The sequence below is a fragment of the Jannaschia seosinensis genome (genome assembly GCF_001408515.1).
GTDB lineage: Bacteria > Pseudomonadota > Alphaproteobacteria > Rhodobacterales > Rhodobacteraceae > Jannaschia > Jannaschia seosinensis.
Genome location: NZ_CYPR01000055.1, coordinates 85,944 through 99,651, shown reverse-complemented (window position 1 = coordinate 99,651; position 13,708 = coordinate 85,944). Strand labels below are relative to the sequence as shown.

At 69.9% G+C, this 13,708-nt stretch carries 14 protein-coding genes; 5 read left to right on the top strand and 9 right to left on the bottom strand.

Annotation, left to right across the window (positions count from 1 at the left end; translation table 11 throughout):
- Nucleotides 1–26 precede the first annotated feature (26 nt).
- From JSE7799_RS05130 to JSE7799_RS05120, 3 genes are all read right to left on the bottom strand, one after another.
- A complete protein-coding gene (locus tag JSE7799_RS05130; protein ID WP_055662664.1) occupies nt 27–1,604 on the bottom strand; it encodes a gamma-glutamyltransferase family protein in 1,578 nt (525 codons plus the stop codon).
- A gap of 169 nt (nt 1,605–1,773) precedes the next feature.
- Nucleotides 1,774–2,232 (bottom strand): ATP-binding protein, encoded by a 459-nt coding sequence (locus JSE7799_RS05125; protein ID WP_055662663.1) that lies wholly within the window; start codon nt 2,230–2,232, stop codon nt 1,774–1,776.
- Entirely contained in the window at nt 2,229–2,564 is a 336-nt protein-coding gene (locus JSE7799_RS05120; RefSeq protein WP_055662662.1) for an STAS domain-containing protein, read from the bottom strand. Before JSE7799_RS05120 ends, JSE7799_RS05125 begins: the two co-directional genes overlap by 4 nt.
- Before the next feature lie 93 nt (nt 2,565–2,657).
- Between JSE7799_RS05120 and JSE7799_RS05115 the strand changes: the two genes are divergently transcribed.
- The 5 genes from JSE7799_RS05115 (at nt 2,658) to pheT (ending at nt 7,779) form a co-directional block, all read left to right on the top strand.
- Entirely contained in the window at nt 2,658–3,836 is a 1,179-nt protein-coding gene (locus tag JSE7799_RS05115) for a thiolase family protein (RefSeq protein WP_055662661.1), read from the top strand.
- Nucleotides 3,836–4,321 (top strand): free L-methionine (R)-S-oxide reductase MsrC, encoded by a 486-nt coding sequence (gene msrC, locus JSE7799_RS05110; protein ID WP_055662660.1) that lies wholly within the window; start codon nt 3,836–3,838, stop codon nt 4,319–4,321. The genes JSE7799_RS05115 and msrC overlap by 1 nt, the downstream gene beginning before the upstream one ends.
- Nucleotides 4,318–4,788: an MOSC domain-containing protein gene (locus tag JSE7799_RS05105; protein ID WP_370736643.1), complete on the top strand. Its 471-nt coding sequence runs from the start codon at nt 4,318–4,320 to the stop codon at nt 4,786–4,788. Before msrC ends, JSE7799_RS05105 begins: the two co-directional genes overlap by 4 nt.
- Nucleotides 4,785–5,267 carry a GNAT family N-acetyltransferase gene (locus tag JSE7799_RS05100; RefSeq protein ID WP_055662658.1) on the top strand — a complete coding sequence of 161 codons (483 nt, stop codon included), beginning with the start codon at nt 4,785–4,787 and terminating at the stop codon, nt 5,265–5,267. The genes JSE7799_RS05105 and JSE7799_RS05100 overlap by 4 nt, the downstream gene beginning before the upstream one ends.
- Nucleotides 5,268–5,385: 118 nt before the next feature.
- Nucleotides 5,386–7,779: a phenylalanine--tRNA ligase subunit beta gene (gene pheT, locus JSE7799_RS05095; protein ID WP_055662657.1), complete on the top strand. Its 2,394-nt coding sequence runs from the start codon at nt 5,386–5,388 to the stop codon at nt 7,777–7,779.
- Between the two features lie 274 nt (nt 7,780–8,053).
- On the opposite strand, the gene JSE7799_RS05090 is transcribed toward pheT, so the two are convergent.
- From JSE7799_RS05090 to JSE7799_RS05065, 6 genes are all read right to left on the bottom strand, one after another.
- On the bottom strand, nt 8,054–9,250 hold the full coding sequence (locus JSE7799_RS05090; protein WP_055662656.1) for a phenylacetate--CoA ligase family protein: 1,197 nt from the start codon (nt 9,248–9,250) through the stop codon (nt 8,054–8,056).
- Entirely contained in the window at nt 9,247–10,260 is a 1,014-nt protein-coding gene (locus JSE7799_RS05085; protein WP_055662655.1) for a phosphatase domain-containing protein, read from the bottom strand. Before JSE7799_RS05085 ends, JSE7799_RS05090 begins: the two co-directional genes overlap by 4 nt.
- 7 nt (nt 10,261–10,267) lie before the next feature.
- Entirely contained in the window at nt 10,268–10,909 is a 642-nt protein-coding gene (locus JSE7799_RS05080; protein WP_055662654.1) for an HhH-GDP family DNA glycosylase, read from the bottom strand.
- A 108-nt stretch (nt 10,910–11,017) separates the two neighbouring features.
- Nucleotides 11,018–11,569, bottom strand: coding sequence for an RNA 2',3'-cyclic phosphodiesterase (thpR, locus tag JSE7799_RS05075; RefSeq protein ID WP_055662653.1), 552 nt, complete (start codon nt 11,567–11,569; stop codon nt 11,018–11,020).
- Nucleotides 11,570–11,588: 19 nt separating this feature from the next.
- A complete protein-coding gene (locus JSE7799_RS05070) occupies nt 11,589–12,452 on the bottom strand; it encodes an ABC transporter ATP-binding protein (protein WP_055662652.1) in 864 nt (287 codons plus the stop codon).
- Nucleotides 12,453–12,462: 10 nt separating this feature from the next.
- Nucleotides 12,463–13,686, bottom strand: a complete 1,224-nt coding sequence (locus JSE7799_RS05065) for a patatin-like phospholipase family protein (RefSeq protein ID WP_055662651.1) — start codon at nt 13,684–13,686, stop codon at nt 12,463–12,465.
- Nucleotides 13,687–13,708 lie beyond the last annotated feature (22 nt).

Sequence of the window (13,708 nt, the reverse complement as noted above, 5' to 3'; positions counted from 1 at the left end):
CTCGGGGACGGCCGCCGCGGCCCGCGTCAGTAGCCCAGAGCGCAGCCGTCCTTCCGCGCATCGCTCGCGCCCTCCAGATAGCCGCTCGCGTCGATCCGGATCGCCTGTGCCCCACCGATCGGTCCGTCGGGGATCCGGATGTCGTGGCCCATCTCGGCCAGTTCGGCGCGCACGGCGTCGGAATAGCCCCGCTCCACCTTGAGCGTCCCGGCATCGGAGAAAGCCCGGGGCGCGTCGATGGCGGTCTGCGGATCCATGCCGAAATCGGTGAGGTTCGACAGGAACCGGACATGGCCGTTGGGCTGATAGGCGCCGCCCATCACGCCGAACGGCATCGTCACGCGCCCGCCCTCGCGCAGCATGGCGGGAATGATCGTGTGCATCGGCCGCTTGCCCGGCGCCATCTCGTTGGGATGGCCTTCCTCGAGGGTGAAGCCTGCGCCACGGTTCTGAAACAGGATGCCAAAGCGGTTGGACGCCAGCCCGGCGCCGAAGGAATGGAAGATCGAGTAGATCAGCGAAACCGCCATCCGGTCGCGGTCGACCACCGTGATGTAGACCGTGTCGCGATGGACGGCCTCCGTCAGCGGCGCGGCAGCGGGCATGGCGCGGGCCGGATCGATCAGGGCGGCGAGCCGCGACGCCGTCTCGGGGGCCAGCATATGTTCCAGCCGCGTGACGTGGTCCATGTCGGCGAGGAACCGGTTCCGGGCGTCGTAGGCGAGCTTCGCCGCCTCGGCCTCGACATGCGCGCGCGCTGCGCCCACCGGATCCATGGCCGCGATGTCGAAATGCGACAGGATGTTCGCCATCAGGATCGCGGTGGCGCCCTGTCCGTTCGGCCGATGCTCCAGCAAGTCGATGCCGCGATAGGTGCCCGCGACGGGGTCGCCCCAGTCGCAGGCGCAGGCCGAGAAATCGGAGACCTCATGGACGCCGCCCAAAGCGCGCAGACTGGCCGCCATGTCTTCGGCCACGTCGCCCTCGTAGAAACCCGCTCGCCCGTCGCGGGCGATCCGGCGCAGCACGTCGGCCTGTCCCGGCAGGGCAAAGCGGCTGCCGACCAGCGGCGCAGCGCCTTGGGGCAGGTAGACGTCGCGTGCCGTGCCTCGCAGCCGGTCCGCCGCCTCCGCCCAGTCGAAGGCCACGCGGGGCGCGACCGGAACGCCTCCCTCGAAATAGGGGATCACCGGGCCGAGCGTGTCGGCCAGGCCCAGCTTGCCGTACCGCTCCGACAGGGTGCAGAACGCGTCGACCGCGCCGGGTATGGTGACCGCGTCATGCGTGTCGAGGGGCACGGCCTTCGCGTCGCTGCCGCGCAGACGCGCCGCATCCGCCCCTGCGGGCGCGCGGCCCGATCCGTTGAGCGCGGTGACATCCTCCGATCCGGCCGGCTTGATCAGGACGAAGCAATCGCCGCCAAGTCCGGTCATCTGCGGCTCGCAGACGCCCAGAAGCACGGCGCCCGCGATCGCGGCGTCGACAGCGTTGCCGCCACGGGCCAGGGTCTCGACCGCGACGCGGGCGGCAAGCGGATGGGACGTCGCGCACATCCCTTCGGTTGCAAGGACGGGAGAGCGGCCGGGAAGGTGGAAATCGCGCATCGGAAGGGTCTTTCGCGGTGGATGTCGCGGCACGCTAGGACCTGGAGGTCGGGATGCCAATGATGTGCCGACGCGTCGCGTCCCGTGAGCCCGGTCGGGCCGAACCGCGGCATCGTCGATACCCGCCGTCGCGGTCGCCGCGGGGCGCCGCGTCACCCTGCAACCCGCGTCAGGCGGCGAAGGAGAAGCTCAGCCGGTTTGCGCCATCCTCGCGTTCGTACATCATGTCACCCGCCAGCGTATGGATCATGAACCAGCCGAAGCCGCCTTCCGGGAGGTCGTCGACTGCGCCGTTCGTGTCCGGAAGCTTCGGTGAGGATAGAAGCGTCGGCGGCAGGGGGCGGCCGGGATCGGTCGTGACGATCAGAAGCCCGGTATCGATGCGGAAGATATCCAGCTGGATCAGGGCCGAGGGGAGGTTGGCCAGCGCATGCTCGACGATGTTGTTGAGCACCTCGCTCAGCACGATCAGCGCGTTGGTCACGATCCCCGCCGCGAGGTCCATCCACTCCGTATGCGCGCGCAGATCGTCAATCGTGCGGCGCACATCCGCCTCTGTGCCCGGCAGGATCCGGTGGAACAGGTCACCGATTTGGTGTCCGCCCCGAAGGATGGCCACGTCCGTCATGCCGCGGCCCGGTCGGCATCTTCGAGGGAATCGTGGAGCACGAAGACGCGGTCCATGCGCGTGAGGGTCAGCACCTTGCGCACCACCTCGCCGCAGCGCGCCAGTTCAAGCCGCCGATTGCCGCCGAGCATCTTCATCACCGCGACAAGCGCGCCGAGCCCGCTCGAATCGAGAAACTCGACCTGTGCCATGTCGATGATGACGCGCCCGTCGAAGCCGGCGACGAGGGTGCGGAAACGGTCCTTGAAATCGACGGCGCCGGCCGCGTCGATGCGCGGCTCGTTGACGACGAGGATCATCAAGCCGCCGCGCGTGTCGCACGAAATGTTCATCCCTCGTCCTCCCGATTACCGGCCTCTGGTGCCCCGGCCGCGCGAATGGCAAGCTAGGCGCAGGTTATTACCAGAAGCTTTACGGGGGCGAAGATGGAACGAGTCGTAATCACAGGCGCGAAGCGGACCCCGATGGGCGGGTTCCAGGGCGCGTTGTCGGCCGCCACGGCGTCGGAACTGGGCGGTGCGGCCATTGCCGCGGCCATGACCGATGCGGGGGTTGCGCCCGGCCGGATCGAAGAGGTTCTGATGGGCTGCGTCCTGCCGGCGGGGCAGGGGCAGGCGCCGGCGCGGCAGGCGGGTTTTCACGCGGGCCTGGGCGAGGAGGTGCCCGCGACCACGCTCAACAAGATGTGCGGATCCGGCATGAAGGCCGCGATGATGGCGCATGACCAGATCGCGCTGGGCCGGACCGGCGTGATGGTGGCCGGCGGCATGGAGAGCATGACCAACGCGCCCTACCTGTTGCCGGGCATGCGGGGCGGTGCGCGTCTGGGTCACGGGCAGGCGGTTGACCACATGTTCCTCGACGGACTCGAGGATGCGTATGACAAGGGGCGCCTCATGGGCACCTTTGCCGAGGATTGCGCCGAGGCGTATCAGTTCACCCGCGACGCGCAGGACGAATACGCGCTGCGCAGCCTGAGCCGGGCGCAGGAGGCCATCGCCTCGGGCGGGTTCGGCACGGAGGTCGCGGCCTTCGCGGTCGCCACGCGCAAGGGCGAGACGGTGATCGCGCAGGACGAACAGCCCGGCGCGGCGCGGCCCGAGAAGATCCCCCATCTCAAGCCCGCCTTCCGCAAGGACGGCACGGTGACGGCGGCGAATTCCTCGTCGATCTCCGATGGCGCCGCGGCGCTGATCCTCGCATCGGGATCTGTGGCGGAGGCGGAGGGGCTGCCGGTTCGGGCGCGGATCATGGGCCATGCCTCCCACGCGCAGGCGCCGGGCCTGTTCACGACCGCACCGGTGCCCGCGGCGAAGAAGCTGCTGGATACGCTCGGCTGGTCGGTCAAGGATGTCGATCTGTGGGAGGTCAACGAGGCCTTCGCCGTGGTGCCGATGGCCTTCATGCACGAAATGGGCCTGTCTCCCGAGGTGGTGAACGTGAATGGCGGGGCCTGTGCGCTGGGCCATCCGATCGGTGCCTCGGGCGCGCGGATCGTGGTGACGCTGCTCCATGCGCTCGAGGCGCGCGATCTCAAGCGCGGCGTCGCGGCGATCTGCATCGGCGGCGGCGAGGGTACGGCCATCGCGATCGAGCGGCCGTGATGGAGCAGCGGACGGATTCGAAGGCGGGCGACGTCACCGTCGATTACCCGGCCCTTCACCGCAGTGTCGCGAGCCTTGCCGAAGGGGAGGACGATGCGGTCGCGCTGATGGCAACGCTGGCCTGCGAGATCCACCATGCGGATGACCGCTTCGACTGGACCGGGTTCTACCGGGTCGTCGCGCCGCGCCTGTTGAAGATCGGACCGTATCAGGGCGGGCATGGCTGCCTGACGATCCCGTTCGACCGGGGCGTCTGCGGGGCCTGCGCGCGCACGGGCGAGGTGCAGATCGTCGCGGACGTGGATGCCTTTCCCGGTCATATCGCCTGCGCGTCCTCCACACGGTCGGAGATCGTGCTGCCGGTGCGCGACCGGGCGGGCGATCTGATCGCGGTGCTCGATATCGACAGCGACCGCCCCCACGCGTTCACCGAAGAGGATGCGCGGGAGTTGCAGGTCCTGCTCGACGCGGTCTTCGCACGGTGAGCGACCTCAGGGCGATGATGGCGCGGCAGGTCCGCGACGGGCGCGTCGACTGGATCGGCCTGCGTTCGGCCCGGCGCGCGGATATCCGTGCGGTGGATGGCGTGGACGTGACGGAGGACGGGCTCGCCGGCGATCACGGGCATGCGGGCAAGCGGGCCGTGACGCTGATCCAGGCGGAGCATCTGCCGGTCATCACCGCCCTCTGTGGCACACAGGCCGCGCCGGAGCGGCTGCGGCGGAACCTCGTCGTGTCGGGCATCAACCTCGCCTCGCTGCGGGGGCGGGACGTTCGGATCGGGACAGCGGTGCTGCACCTGACCGGCCCGTGCCCGCCCTGTTCGCGCATGGAGGAGGAGTTGGGGCCGGGCGGCTATCAGGCCGTGCGCCATCACGGCGGCTGGTATGCGCAGGTCGTCACGCCGGGGGCGGTGGCGGTGGGCGACGCGGTCCTGCCGGTGGCGGCATGATCCGGCTGGCGACGCCGGAGGACCGCGACGCCATCACGGCGCTGCACCTCGCCTCCTGGCAGGACAGCTATGCCGGCATCCTGCCCCCGGAATACCTGCGCGACGGGCTGGCCGGGGATCTGGCGGCGAAGTGGGCAGCGCGCACTTTCGCGCCGCCGGAACTGACCCTCGTGGCGTTCACAGGGAAGGAGATGACCGGCTTCGTTTGCGCCCTGACCGGGCGGGAGCCGCCGCTGATCGACAACCTGCATGTGCGGCCCGACCTGCGCGCGGGCGGGACCGGGGGGAAGCTGCTTGAGGCGATGAAGGTCGTGCTGCGGGAGGGGGGCTTCGCGCGGGCCTGTCTCACGGTACTCGAGGAGAACGCGGCGGCGCACCGGTTCTATCTGCGTCACGGGGGCGTGGACGAGGGGTCGGTGGCCGACGAAATCGTGGGATTTCCGGTCGCGTCGCGGCGGATCGGCTTCGATCTGCGCTAGGCCCGGCGGGCCGCGCGGTCCTTCTCCTCCGCCGGAGCGGCGGGTGGGCATGCGCAGCCTACTTCAATCCCCATTCCCGATAGGCTAGTCGGGCGCAAACCGTTCCGGAGACCGCCCGATGAAGTTCACCCTTTCCTGGCTCAAGCGCCACCTCGACACCACCGCTTCGGTGGAGGAGATCGCCGAGGCGCTGACCGATCTCGGGCTTGAGGTCGAGGGGGTCGAGGACCGGGCGGCACGGCTGCGCGACTTCACCATCGGGCATGTCATCTCGGCCGAGAAGCATCCCGATGCCGACCGCCTGCAGGTCTGCCAGGTCGAGACCGATGAGGGCGTGAAGCAGATCATCTGCGGTGCGCCGAACGCGCGCGCGGGCATCACCGTGGTCGTCGCCAAGCCGGGCGTCTACGTGCCGGGCATCGACACCACGATCGGCGTCGGCAAGATCCGCGGGATCGAGAGCTTCGGCATGATGGCCTCCGAGCGGGAGCTGGAGCTGTCGGAGGAGCATGACGGCATCATCGAGCTGCCGTCCGGCGAGGTCGGGCAGGGCTTCACCGAATGGCTGGCCGCGAACGACCCCGCCAAGGTCGATCCGGTGGTCGAGATCGCGATCACGCCGAACCGGCCTGATGCGCTGGGCGTGCGGGGAATCGCCCGGGATCTGGCGGCGCGCGGGCTGGGCACGATGCAACCCATCGAGACGCTGGTGATCGAGGGCACCTACGACAGCCCCGTCGGCGTGACGATCGACGCGGACACGCGGGACGGCTGCCCGATCTTCGCGATGCGGATGATCCGGGGCGTGCGGAACGGACCCTCGCCGGACTGGCTGCAGGATCAGCTCCGCGCCATCGGCTTGCGGCCGATCAGCTTCCTCGTGGATGTCACCAACTGGTTCACGCACGACCTGAACCGGCCGCTCCATGTCTTCGACGCCGACGTGGTGACGGGGGCGCTGCGCGTGCACCGGGCCGCGGGGGGCGAGACGCTGAACGCGCTGGACGAAAAGGATTACACGCTGCCCGAGGGCGCCATCGTGATCTCGGACGATGCGGGCTCGGAGAGCATCGCCGGCATCATGGGCGGCGCCCATACCGGCGTGACCGCGGATACGGTGAACGTGCTCGTCGAGTCGGCCTACTGGGACCCGGTGCAGATCGCCGTGACCGGCCGCCGCCTCAAGATCAACTCCGATGCGCGCTACCGCTTCGAGCGGGGGATCGACCCGGCCTTCACCCCCGAGGGGTTGGACCATGCCTGCCGGATGATCCTCGACCATGCGGGCGGAGAGGTCTCAAAGATGGTCGTGGCGGGCGCCGTGCCGGACACGTCGCGCGCCTACCGCCTCGACACGGACCGGGTGGAGAGCCTCGTGGGCATGTCCATCCCCGCCGATACGCAGCGGGCGACGCTGAAGGCGCTGGGCTTCCGGCTGGACGGCGATATGGCGCAGGTGCCCTCCTGGCGGCCGGACGTGCAGGGCGAGGCGGATCTGGTGGAGGAAGTGGCGCGGGTCGCGTCGCTGACCAAGCTGGAGGGGCGGCCGATGCGGCGGCCGGCGCAGGTGCTGCGTCCCGTTCTGACGGCGATGCAGCGGCGGGAGCGGACGGCGCGCCGGACGGCGGCGGCCTTGGGCTATGACGAATGCGTCACCTATTCCTTCATCGACCGGGCTTCTGCGGCTTTGTTCGGCGGCGGCACCGAGGCCACGCGGCTGGAAAACCCGATTTCGTCGGATATGAGCCACATGCGGCCCGCGCTCCTGCCCGGTCTGCTGGCCGCGGCGTCGCGCAATCAGGCGCGGGGGATCGCGGATCTGGCCCTCTTCGAGGCGGGTCACGTCTTTACCGGTGGTGAGCCGGGCGATCAAATCTTCGAGGTGTCGGGACTGCTGATCGGACATAGTTCGCCAAGGGACGTGCATGGCGCGCGGCGCGCGGTCGATACGTTCGACGCCAAGGCGGATGTAGAGGCGCTCCTTGAGGCCATCGGCGCGCCGGCCAAGGCGCAGGTGCTGCGCGGGGCCGCCGAATGGTGGCATCCAGGGCGGTCGGGGCGCGTGTGCCTCGGCCCGAAGAAGGCGCTGGCGGCCTTCGGCGAGATCCATCCCCGCGTGCTCAAGGCGATGGACGTGAAGGGGCCGGCCGTGGGGTTCACGATCTGGCCGGCGGAGGTTCCCTTCCCGAAGGCGGCCGGCACGTCGCGTGGCGCCGTCGAGATGCCGGACCTGCAGGCCGTGGAGCGGGACTTCGCCTTCGTCGTCGATGCCGATGTCGAAGCGGCGACCCTCGTCAACGCGGCGGCCGGGGCCGACAAGACGCTGATCGACGATGTGCGGATCTTCGACGAGTTCGTAGGCGGGACGCTGGGCGCGGGGCGCAAGTCTCTGGCGCTGGCCGTGCGCCTGCAGCCGCATCAGGCGACACTCACCGACAAGGAGATCGACGCCGTATCCGCCAAGATTGTCGAGAAGGTCGAAAAGGCTTCGGGCGGCACGCTTCGCGGCTGATCGTGCCGTGACCGATACGGATCGGTCGTGGCGGCCTCCCCGGCGCAAAGCGTCATCAGGCGCGCCGGGGAATAGCCTGCCGACACCTTTGGCGGTTTCACGACGGGCCTGCCTCCCTCAGTCGTGGTGACGCGGGATAGCGGCGGCACCACCGGGAAACATCGTGTCGTAGGATGCCGGTACGGCCACGATCCGCGGCGCTGTCGGCCCAGTGAGGGACGGCTCCGCCCGGGGCGGCGCGGGACGCCGCCCCGGCGAAAGGGCCCGTCAGGAATTAGCCATCCGTGCCGCCGTAATCGCGCCGGTCGTCGATGACGATGCCGTCATTGGGCAAGGCGTCGACCCGCTCCACCCGGCCCTTGAGCTTGAGCACCTGCGCGGCGCTGTCGGCCCAGGCCGCCGCGTTGCCGCTATCGGCCTCCACCTGCACCGCCATCGCGTCCATCTCGCCGTCGCGGGTGACGGTGACGCGGGCGGCGCGGATCTCGGGGTGGCGCGCGACCAGTTCGGCGACCTGTTCGGGGCGCACGAACATGCCCTTGATCTTGGCCGTCTGGTCGGCCCGGCCCATCCACCCCTTGATGCGCATGTTCGTGCGCCCGCAGGGGGAGGGGCCCTCGAGAACGGCCGAGAGGTCGCCCGTCGCAAACCGGATCAGCGGATAGTCCGGGTTGAGCGACGTGACGACGACCTCGCCCACCTCGCCCGGTGCGACGGGATCGCCGGTGCCGGGGCGGACGATCTCGACGATGACGCCCTCGTCGACGATCATGCCTTCCTTGGCCTCGCTCTCATAGGCGACGAGGCCCAGATCGGCCGTGGCGTAGCATTGCCGGGTTTCGATCCCGCGATCGGCGTAGTCCGCCCGCAGCGAGGGAAACAATGCCCCGCCCGATACGGCCGCCTTGGCGAAGGAAAGTTCCTCGCCCGTCTCGGCCGCCCGGTCGAGGATCACCTTCAGGTAATCCGGCGTGCCCGCATAGACCGTCGCCCCGAGATCCGCGGCCGCGCGGACCTGCAGGTCGGTCTGGCCGGTGCCGGCCGGGATCGTCACCGCGCCCACGGCCCGTGCGCCGTTCTCGAAGATGTGGCCGGCCGGCGTGAGGTGGTAGCCGAAGCAGTTCTGCACGATGTCCGTCGTGCCCACCCCGAGCGCGTGGAGAAAACGGCCCAGCCGCCACCAATCATGCGTCACCGCGCCGGGTTCGTAGATCGGACCGGGGGATTGGAAGATATGTGCCACGTTCGAGGCGCGGATGCCGCCGAAGGGGCGGTTCACCGCCTGCGCGGCGGCGATCTCGGCCTTGCGCAGGACGGGCAGGCGCGTGAGGTCCGACAGGTCCGTGACGTCTTCGGGCGCGAGACCGCCCGGCGGGAGCGAGACCTGCGCGAGCTGCCTGCGAAGCTGTTCCAGCTGTGCGGTGGCGCGCTCGTCCGGTGTCCGGGTCTCGAGTTCGTCGTAATGGCTCATTCCTGTCCCCAATGTCTGAGTGTGCCGTCGAAGGACGCACCGTGAAAGCACGGCACGCCGGTCGCCTCGATCTCGCGCATGGCGGCCGCGTCGTCGGTTCCCGCGCCGGGCGCGGGTTCGCGCAGCGCCACCCCAGCGATGCGGCCCGGATGGCGACGGACGGCGTCGAGATAGACCTGTGCGTCGTGCTGTCCGGAATCTCCCATCAGCCACGCGGGCAGATCCGGATTGGCGGCGAGGATCGCATCGATCGCCGCGCCCTTGTGGCTGAGGTGGCTCGCCCCGATCCCGTTCCGCGTCAGGCCCAGATCGCGCAGGAACATCGGCCCGCGCGGAACGCCGTTGCGGGCGAACAGCATGTCGAGGAACTTGTGCAGGTTCCACGGCGAGGACGAGACGTAGAAGACCGGATTGCGCACGCCGTCGGTCAGCGCGCGCATCAGGCGAACCGCGTCCTCATGGACGCCGCGCGTATGCGCCGAGCCGGTGAAGGTGGTCCACATGTTGCGCCAGAGGTTGTGCGCACCGGTCTCGATCATCGTGTCGTCGATATCGGAGATGACGAGATGCGTGGCGCCATCGGCGGGCAGGCGGACGGGAAAGGCGATTTCGGTGTCCGGCCGCCCCGCGATGCGGACGGGCAGGCCTGCCCATGCGCCGCCGGTATCGACCTCCGCATCGGTTCGCAGCGTGGCGAGCGGGACGTGCAGCGTGATGTAGCCTTCGGCGTCGCTGACGGCCCGGATGCCGGCGCTCTCCACCTCCACGCCCGCGACTTCGTCGGTGAGGAACAGCGACGTCATCTGGCGCAGATTGGTCCATTTCGACTGACCGGGATCGGGCTCGGCGGCGCGCAGATGCGTCAGGACGCGCCCGCGCAGCACCGCACCGTCGGCGGTGGCATAGCCGCAATAGGCCTCCAGAACCGGCTCCGCACCGGGGCGCGATCCGACGCGCTCGAAGAGGTGCCTCATCGGTCGGGCGGCGCGCAGGGCGAGGGGCTTCAGCATGGGCACCTCATGCGGCGGCCTTCACTTCGTCGGCCGGCCCGTCGAGCGCGGCGCGTGTCAGGGCGGCAATCAGCCGGGTAAACGTCTCGCGGCCGCCGGCAAGGTCGCGCAGGGCCTCCGCTTCGGTCGGCAGGCCGAGGTCGCGGGCCGCGTCCAGCGCGGGCCCGTCGGCGCGCGGGTAGAGCATGTCCCAGACAAGCTGCGTCTCGCGCGCGAAGATCGCGGCGCCGGTCTGTCCCAGACCCTTGGCTCCCTGCAGCGCCTCAAGGAGGGCATCCGCATCTTCGGCCCGGTCGCGCAGGACGCGCAGATCGCCGTCGAACTCCTCCTTCGCCCAGGCGGCGGTATCCTTCAGGTAGCCCGTCGTGACCTCCCTGTAGCGGGTATAGCCGCCTTCGGTCAGCACCTCGACGAGGCGGTCGTCATCGGCGTCGAGGATGGTGTCGATCTTGTGAAGCCCTGCCTCGCGCAGCTTTGCCGCCGAGGCCACCGCAAGGCCGGAATCGATCCGCGCCGACAGCATCAGCGTACCGATCAGCCAGTGGAACAACTCCTGCGGCGTGTCGCGGGCGATGCTGGCGCCGATTTCCTCGGAATAGAGCTGTCCCTGATGTTCGATCAGGGCGCGTACGATGTCCTGCCTGCTCATGTTCACCTCCTTGCGGAGAGCCAATGCCGCCAAGGCGGCACGGTTCCGGCACGCGGCGGAACCTCGGGCGGGGCGGAAAGCGACCGGGCCGGTGTCGGGTCGGGGCGGTCACGCATCGGCGGCCCCGCGCAGTTGGTAGTTCGCGAGAACTTCGTAGACCGGACCGTCCGGCGTGAGCGTGGAGGACCACAGCACCACCAGCCGCGCGACCTCGGCGGCCAGATCCGGCGCCCCGATCCCCTCCAGCGCGCGGGGCAGGCGGCCCATATCCGGCTTCGCCCGCCCGCCGAAGCGGGTCAGCGTGACATGCGGGCGGAACCGGTCGCGCGGCAGGTCGATCCCCGCTGCACGCGCCGCCCCGCGCACCGCGTCGCGCAGCGCCGTCAGCGCGCGATCGGGCGCGAGGTCGAGGACCACCGCACGCGGCGTGTCGCCCAGCGTCGCGATGCCCGCCGGCCGCAACGGCGCCGCGGCGAGCGCGCGGGTCTCGAGCGCCTCGTGCATCGCTTCCAGCCGGTCCTCGGACTGATCGTCTAGGAAGGCAAGCGTCACGTGCAGATCGTCCGGATCCACGTCCCGCCCGCCGGGCAGCGCCTTTTGCGCACGCACGAGCGGCGTGATCCACGTCTCCGGGACCGGGATGCCGACGAAGGCCCTCATGCGCCGAAGCGACCCGCCGTCACGACAGCCACCGCTTGCGCCGCCGGTAGGAGCGCACGTCGCGGAAGGATTTCCGGCCCTCGTCGGAGACGCCGAGATAGAATTCCTTCACGTCCGGGTTCTCGCGCAGATCGGCGGCCGCACCATCCATCACCACCCGCCCCGATTCCAGGATGTAGCCGTAATGCGCGTAGCGCAGGGCGACGTTGGTGTTCTGCTCCGCCAGAAGGAAGGTCACGCCCTGTTCCTCGTTCAGCCGCTTCACGATCCCGAAGATCTGCTCCACCAGCTGCGGGGCGAGCCCCATCGAGGGCTCGTCGAGCAGGATCGTCTCGGGGCGGGACATCAGCGCGCGGCCGATGGCGCACATCTGCTGCTCTCCGCCGGAGGTATAGCCCGCCTGGCTGCGCCGCCGCTCCCGGAGGCGGGGGAAGTAGTCGTAGACCATCTCCAGATCGTCGGCGACCGAGCGGGAGCCGTCGCGGCGGGTATAGGCCCCGGTCAGCAGGTTCTCCTCCACCGTCAGGTGCTCGAAGCAATGCCGCCCCTCCATCACCTGGATGACGCCCTTGGCGACGAGGTCGGCGGGCTGGAGATCCTGGATCGGTTCGCCGCGATAGAGGATCGAGCCCTTGGTCACGTCGCCGCGTTCGGACCGCAAGAGGTTCGAGATCGCCTTGAGCGTCGTGGTCTTGCCCGCCCCGTTGCCGCCCAGAAGCGCGGTGATGCCGCCCTTGGGGACGTTCAGGCTGACGCCCTTGAGCACGAGGATGACGTGATTGTAGATCACCTCGATGTTGTTGACGGCCAGCAGCGCCTCTTCCACCGGCGGCTCTTTTGCGGGGTCGAGGGTCGGATCGGGGGCGTCGGTCTGATCGAGCATGTCGCGTCTCCTAGAGTTCGCGGGCAAGGGCGCGCAAGTCTTCCGCGCCAAGCCAGGGGATGGGAGTGGCCGCGCCGACCGCGCGACCGTGTTCGAAGAGGGCTTGGGTCAGGCAGGGCGAGAAGCCCCCGATTTCGGCCGCCGGGGCGGTGTCGGGGGTGCTGTCGCCGTCGGTGTCGATCCAGCAGGTTCGCGCCGGCAGGTCCGCCCTGATCCCCCGCAGGCGCCAGTCGGGGCGGGTCTCGGCGAAAGACACCGCCTCCAGGATGGAATCGCGCAGCACCTCGTCGGCGAGGATCTCCACCGAGCGCAGCGCGTAGCCTGGCATGCTGTCGGTCGCGGGGCCTTCGGGGGCCAGAAGCGCGCCGTTGACGACCAAGTAGGCTTCGACACGGATCTCCCGGCCCGAGGCGGTGGCGACATCGCGAACGGCCTGGTCGAGGGCGCGCAGAAAGACATGCTCGCGCAGGCCACCATCGGCATAGAGCGCATGGTTGATGTTGCGCGGCGGCAGCAGGGCGGGAATCGCGGCCGAGGCCAGCATCGCCTCGCGCAGGCAGAGCGCGGCGTTCGGCGTGCCCGCGGCCCGGCCGAGATCCAGAATCTCGGCCTCGCCCGTGTCGATATTGGTCGCACCGATCAGGAGCCTGCGCCCCTCGGTTTCGCCGGCGGCGACCGCGCTCACCAGATCCGGTGACAGCGCATTGGCAAGGAACGCCTCCAGCGGCGCGGGCGAGGCCAGGGACGGAGCGCGCAGCAGGCCGGGCAGGACCCGGCGGCGCAGCAGGTCGTCGGCGCCGAGACCGGCATAATCGGCAAGAAGCCGGTCGAAGCGGCGGCCGGCAAAGGCCACGGGCGCCAAAATCGCGCCCGCGCTGACGCCGGTGACGAGGTTGAAGACCGGCCGCGGCGTGACGGCGTTGTCCGACCAGCCCGTGAGAAACCCCGCCCCGAAGGCCCCATATTGTCCGCCGGAGGACAGGGTAACGACGTGGAAGGTGACCGGCCCGCGCGGCGCATCGGCCAGTTCGGCCCGCAGGGCGCCCGCGATTTCCGATCGTGTGCGCGCCATCATCCCGTCATCCGCGGGCGGCGGCACGGCGGGCCCCTGCGTCGACATCACCGCCGCGTCCGCGCCGGGAAAGGTCGGGCAGGCGACGGATGCCGGCCGCGTCACCGCGCAGGCGCTCAGCGTCAGAAGCAGACACGGAAGGAGGATGCGAAGCGGGTTCATGGGCAAATGGCCGGCCGCGATC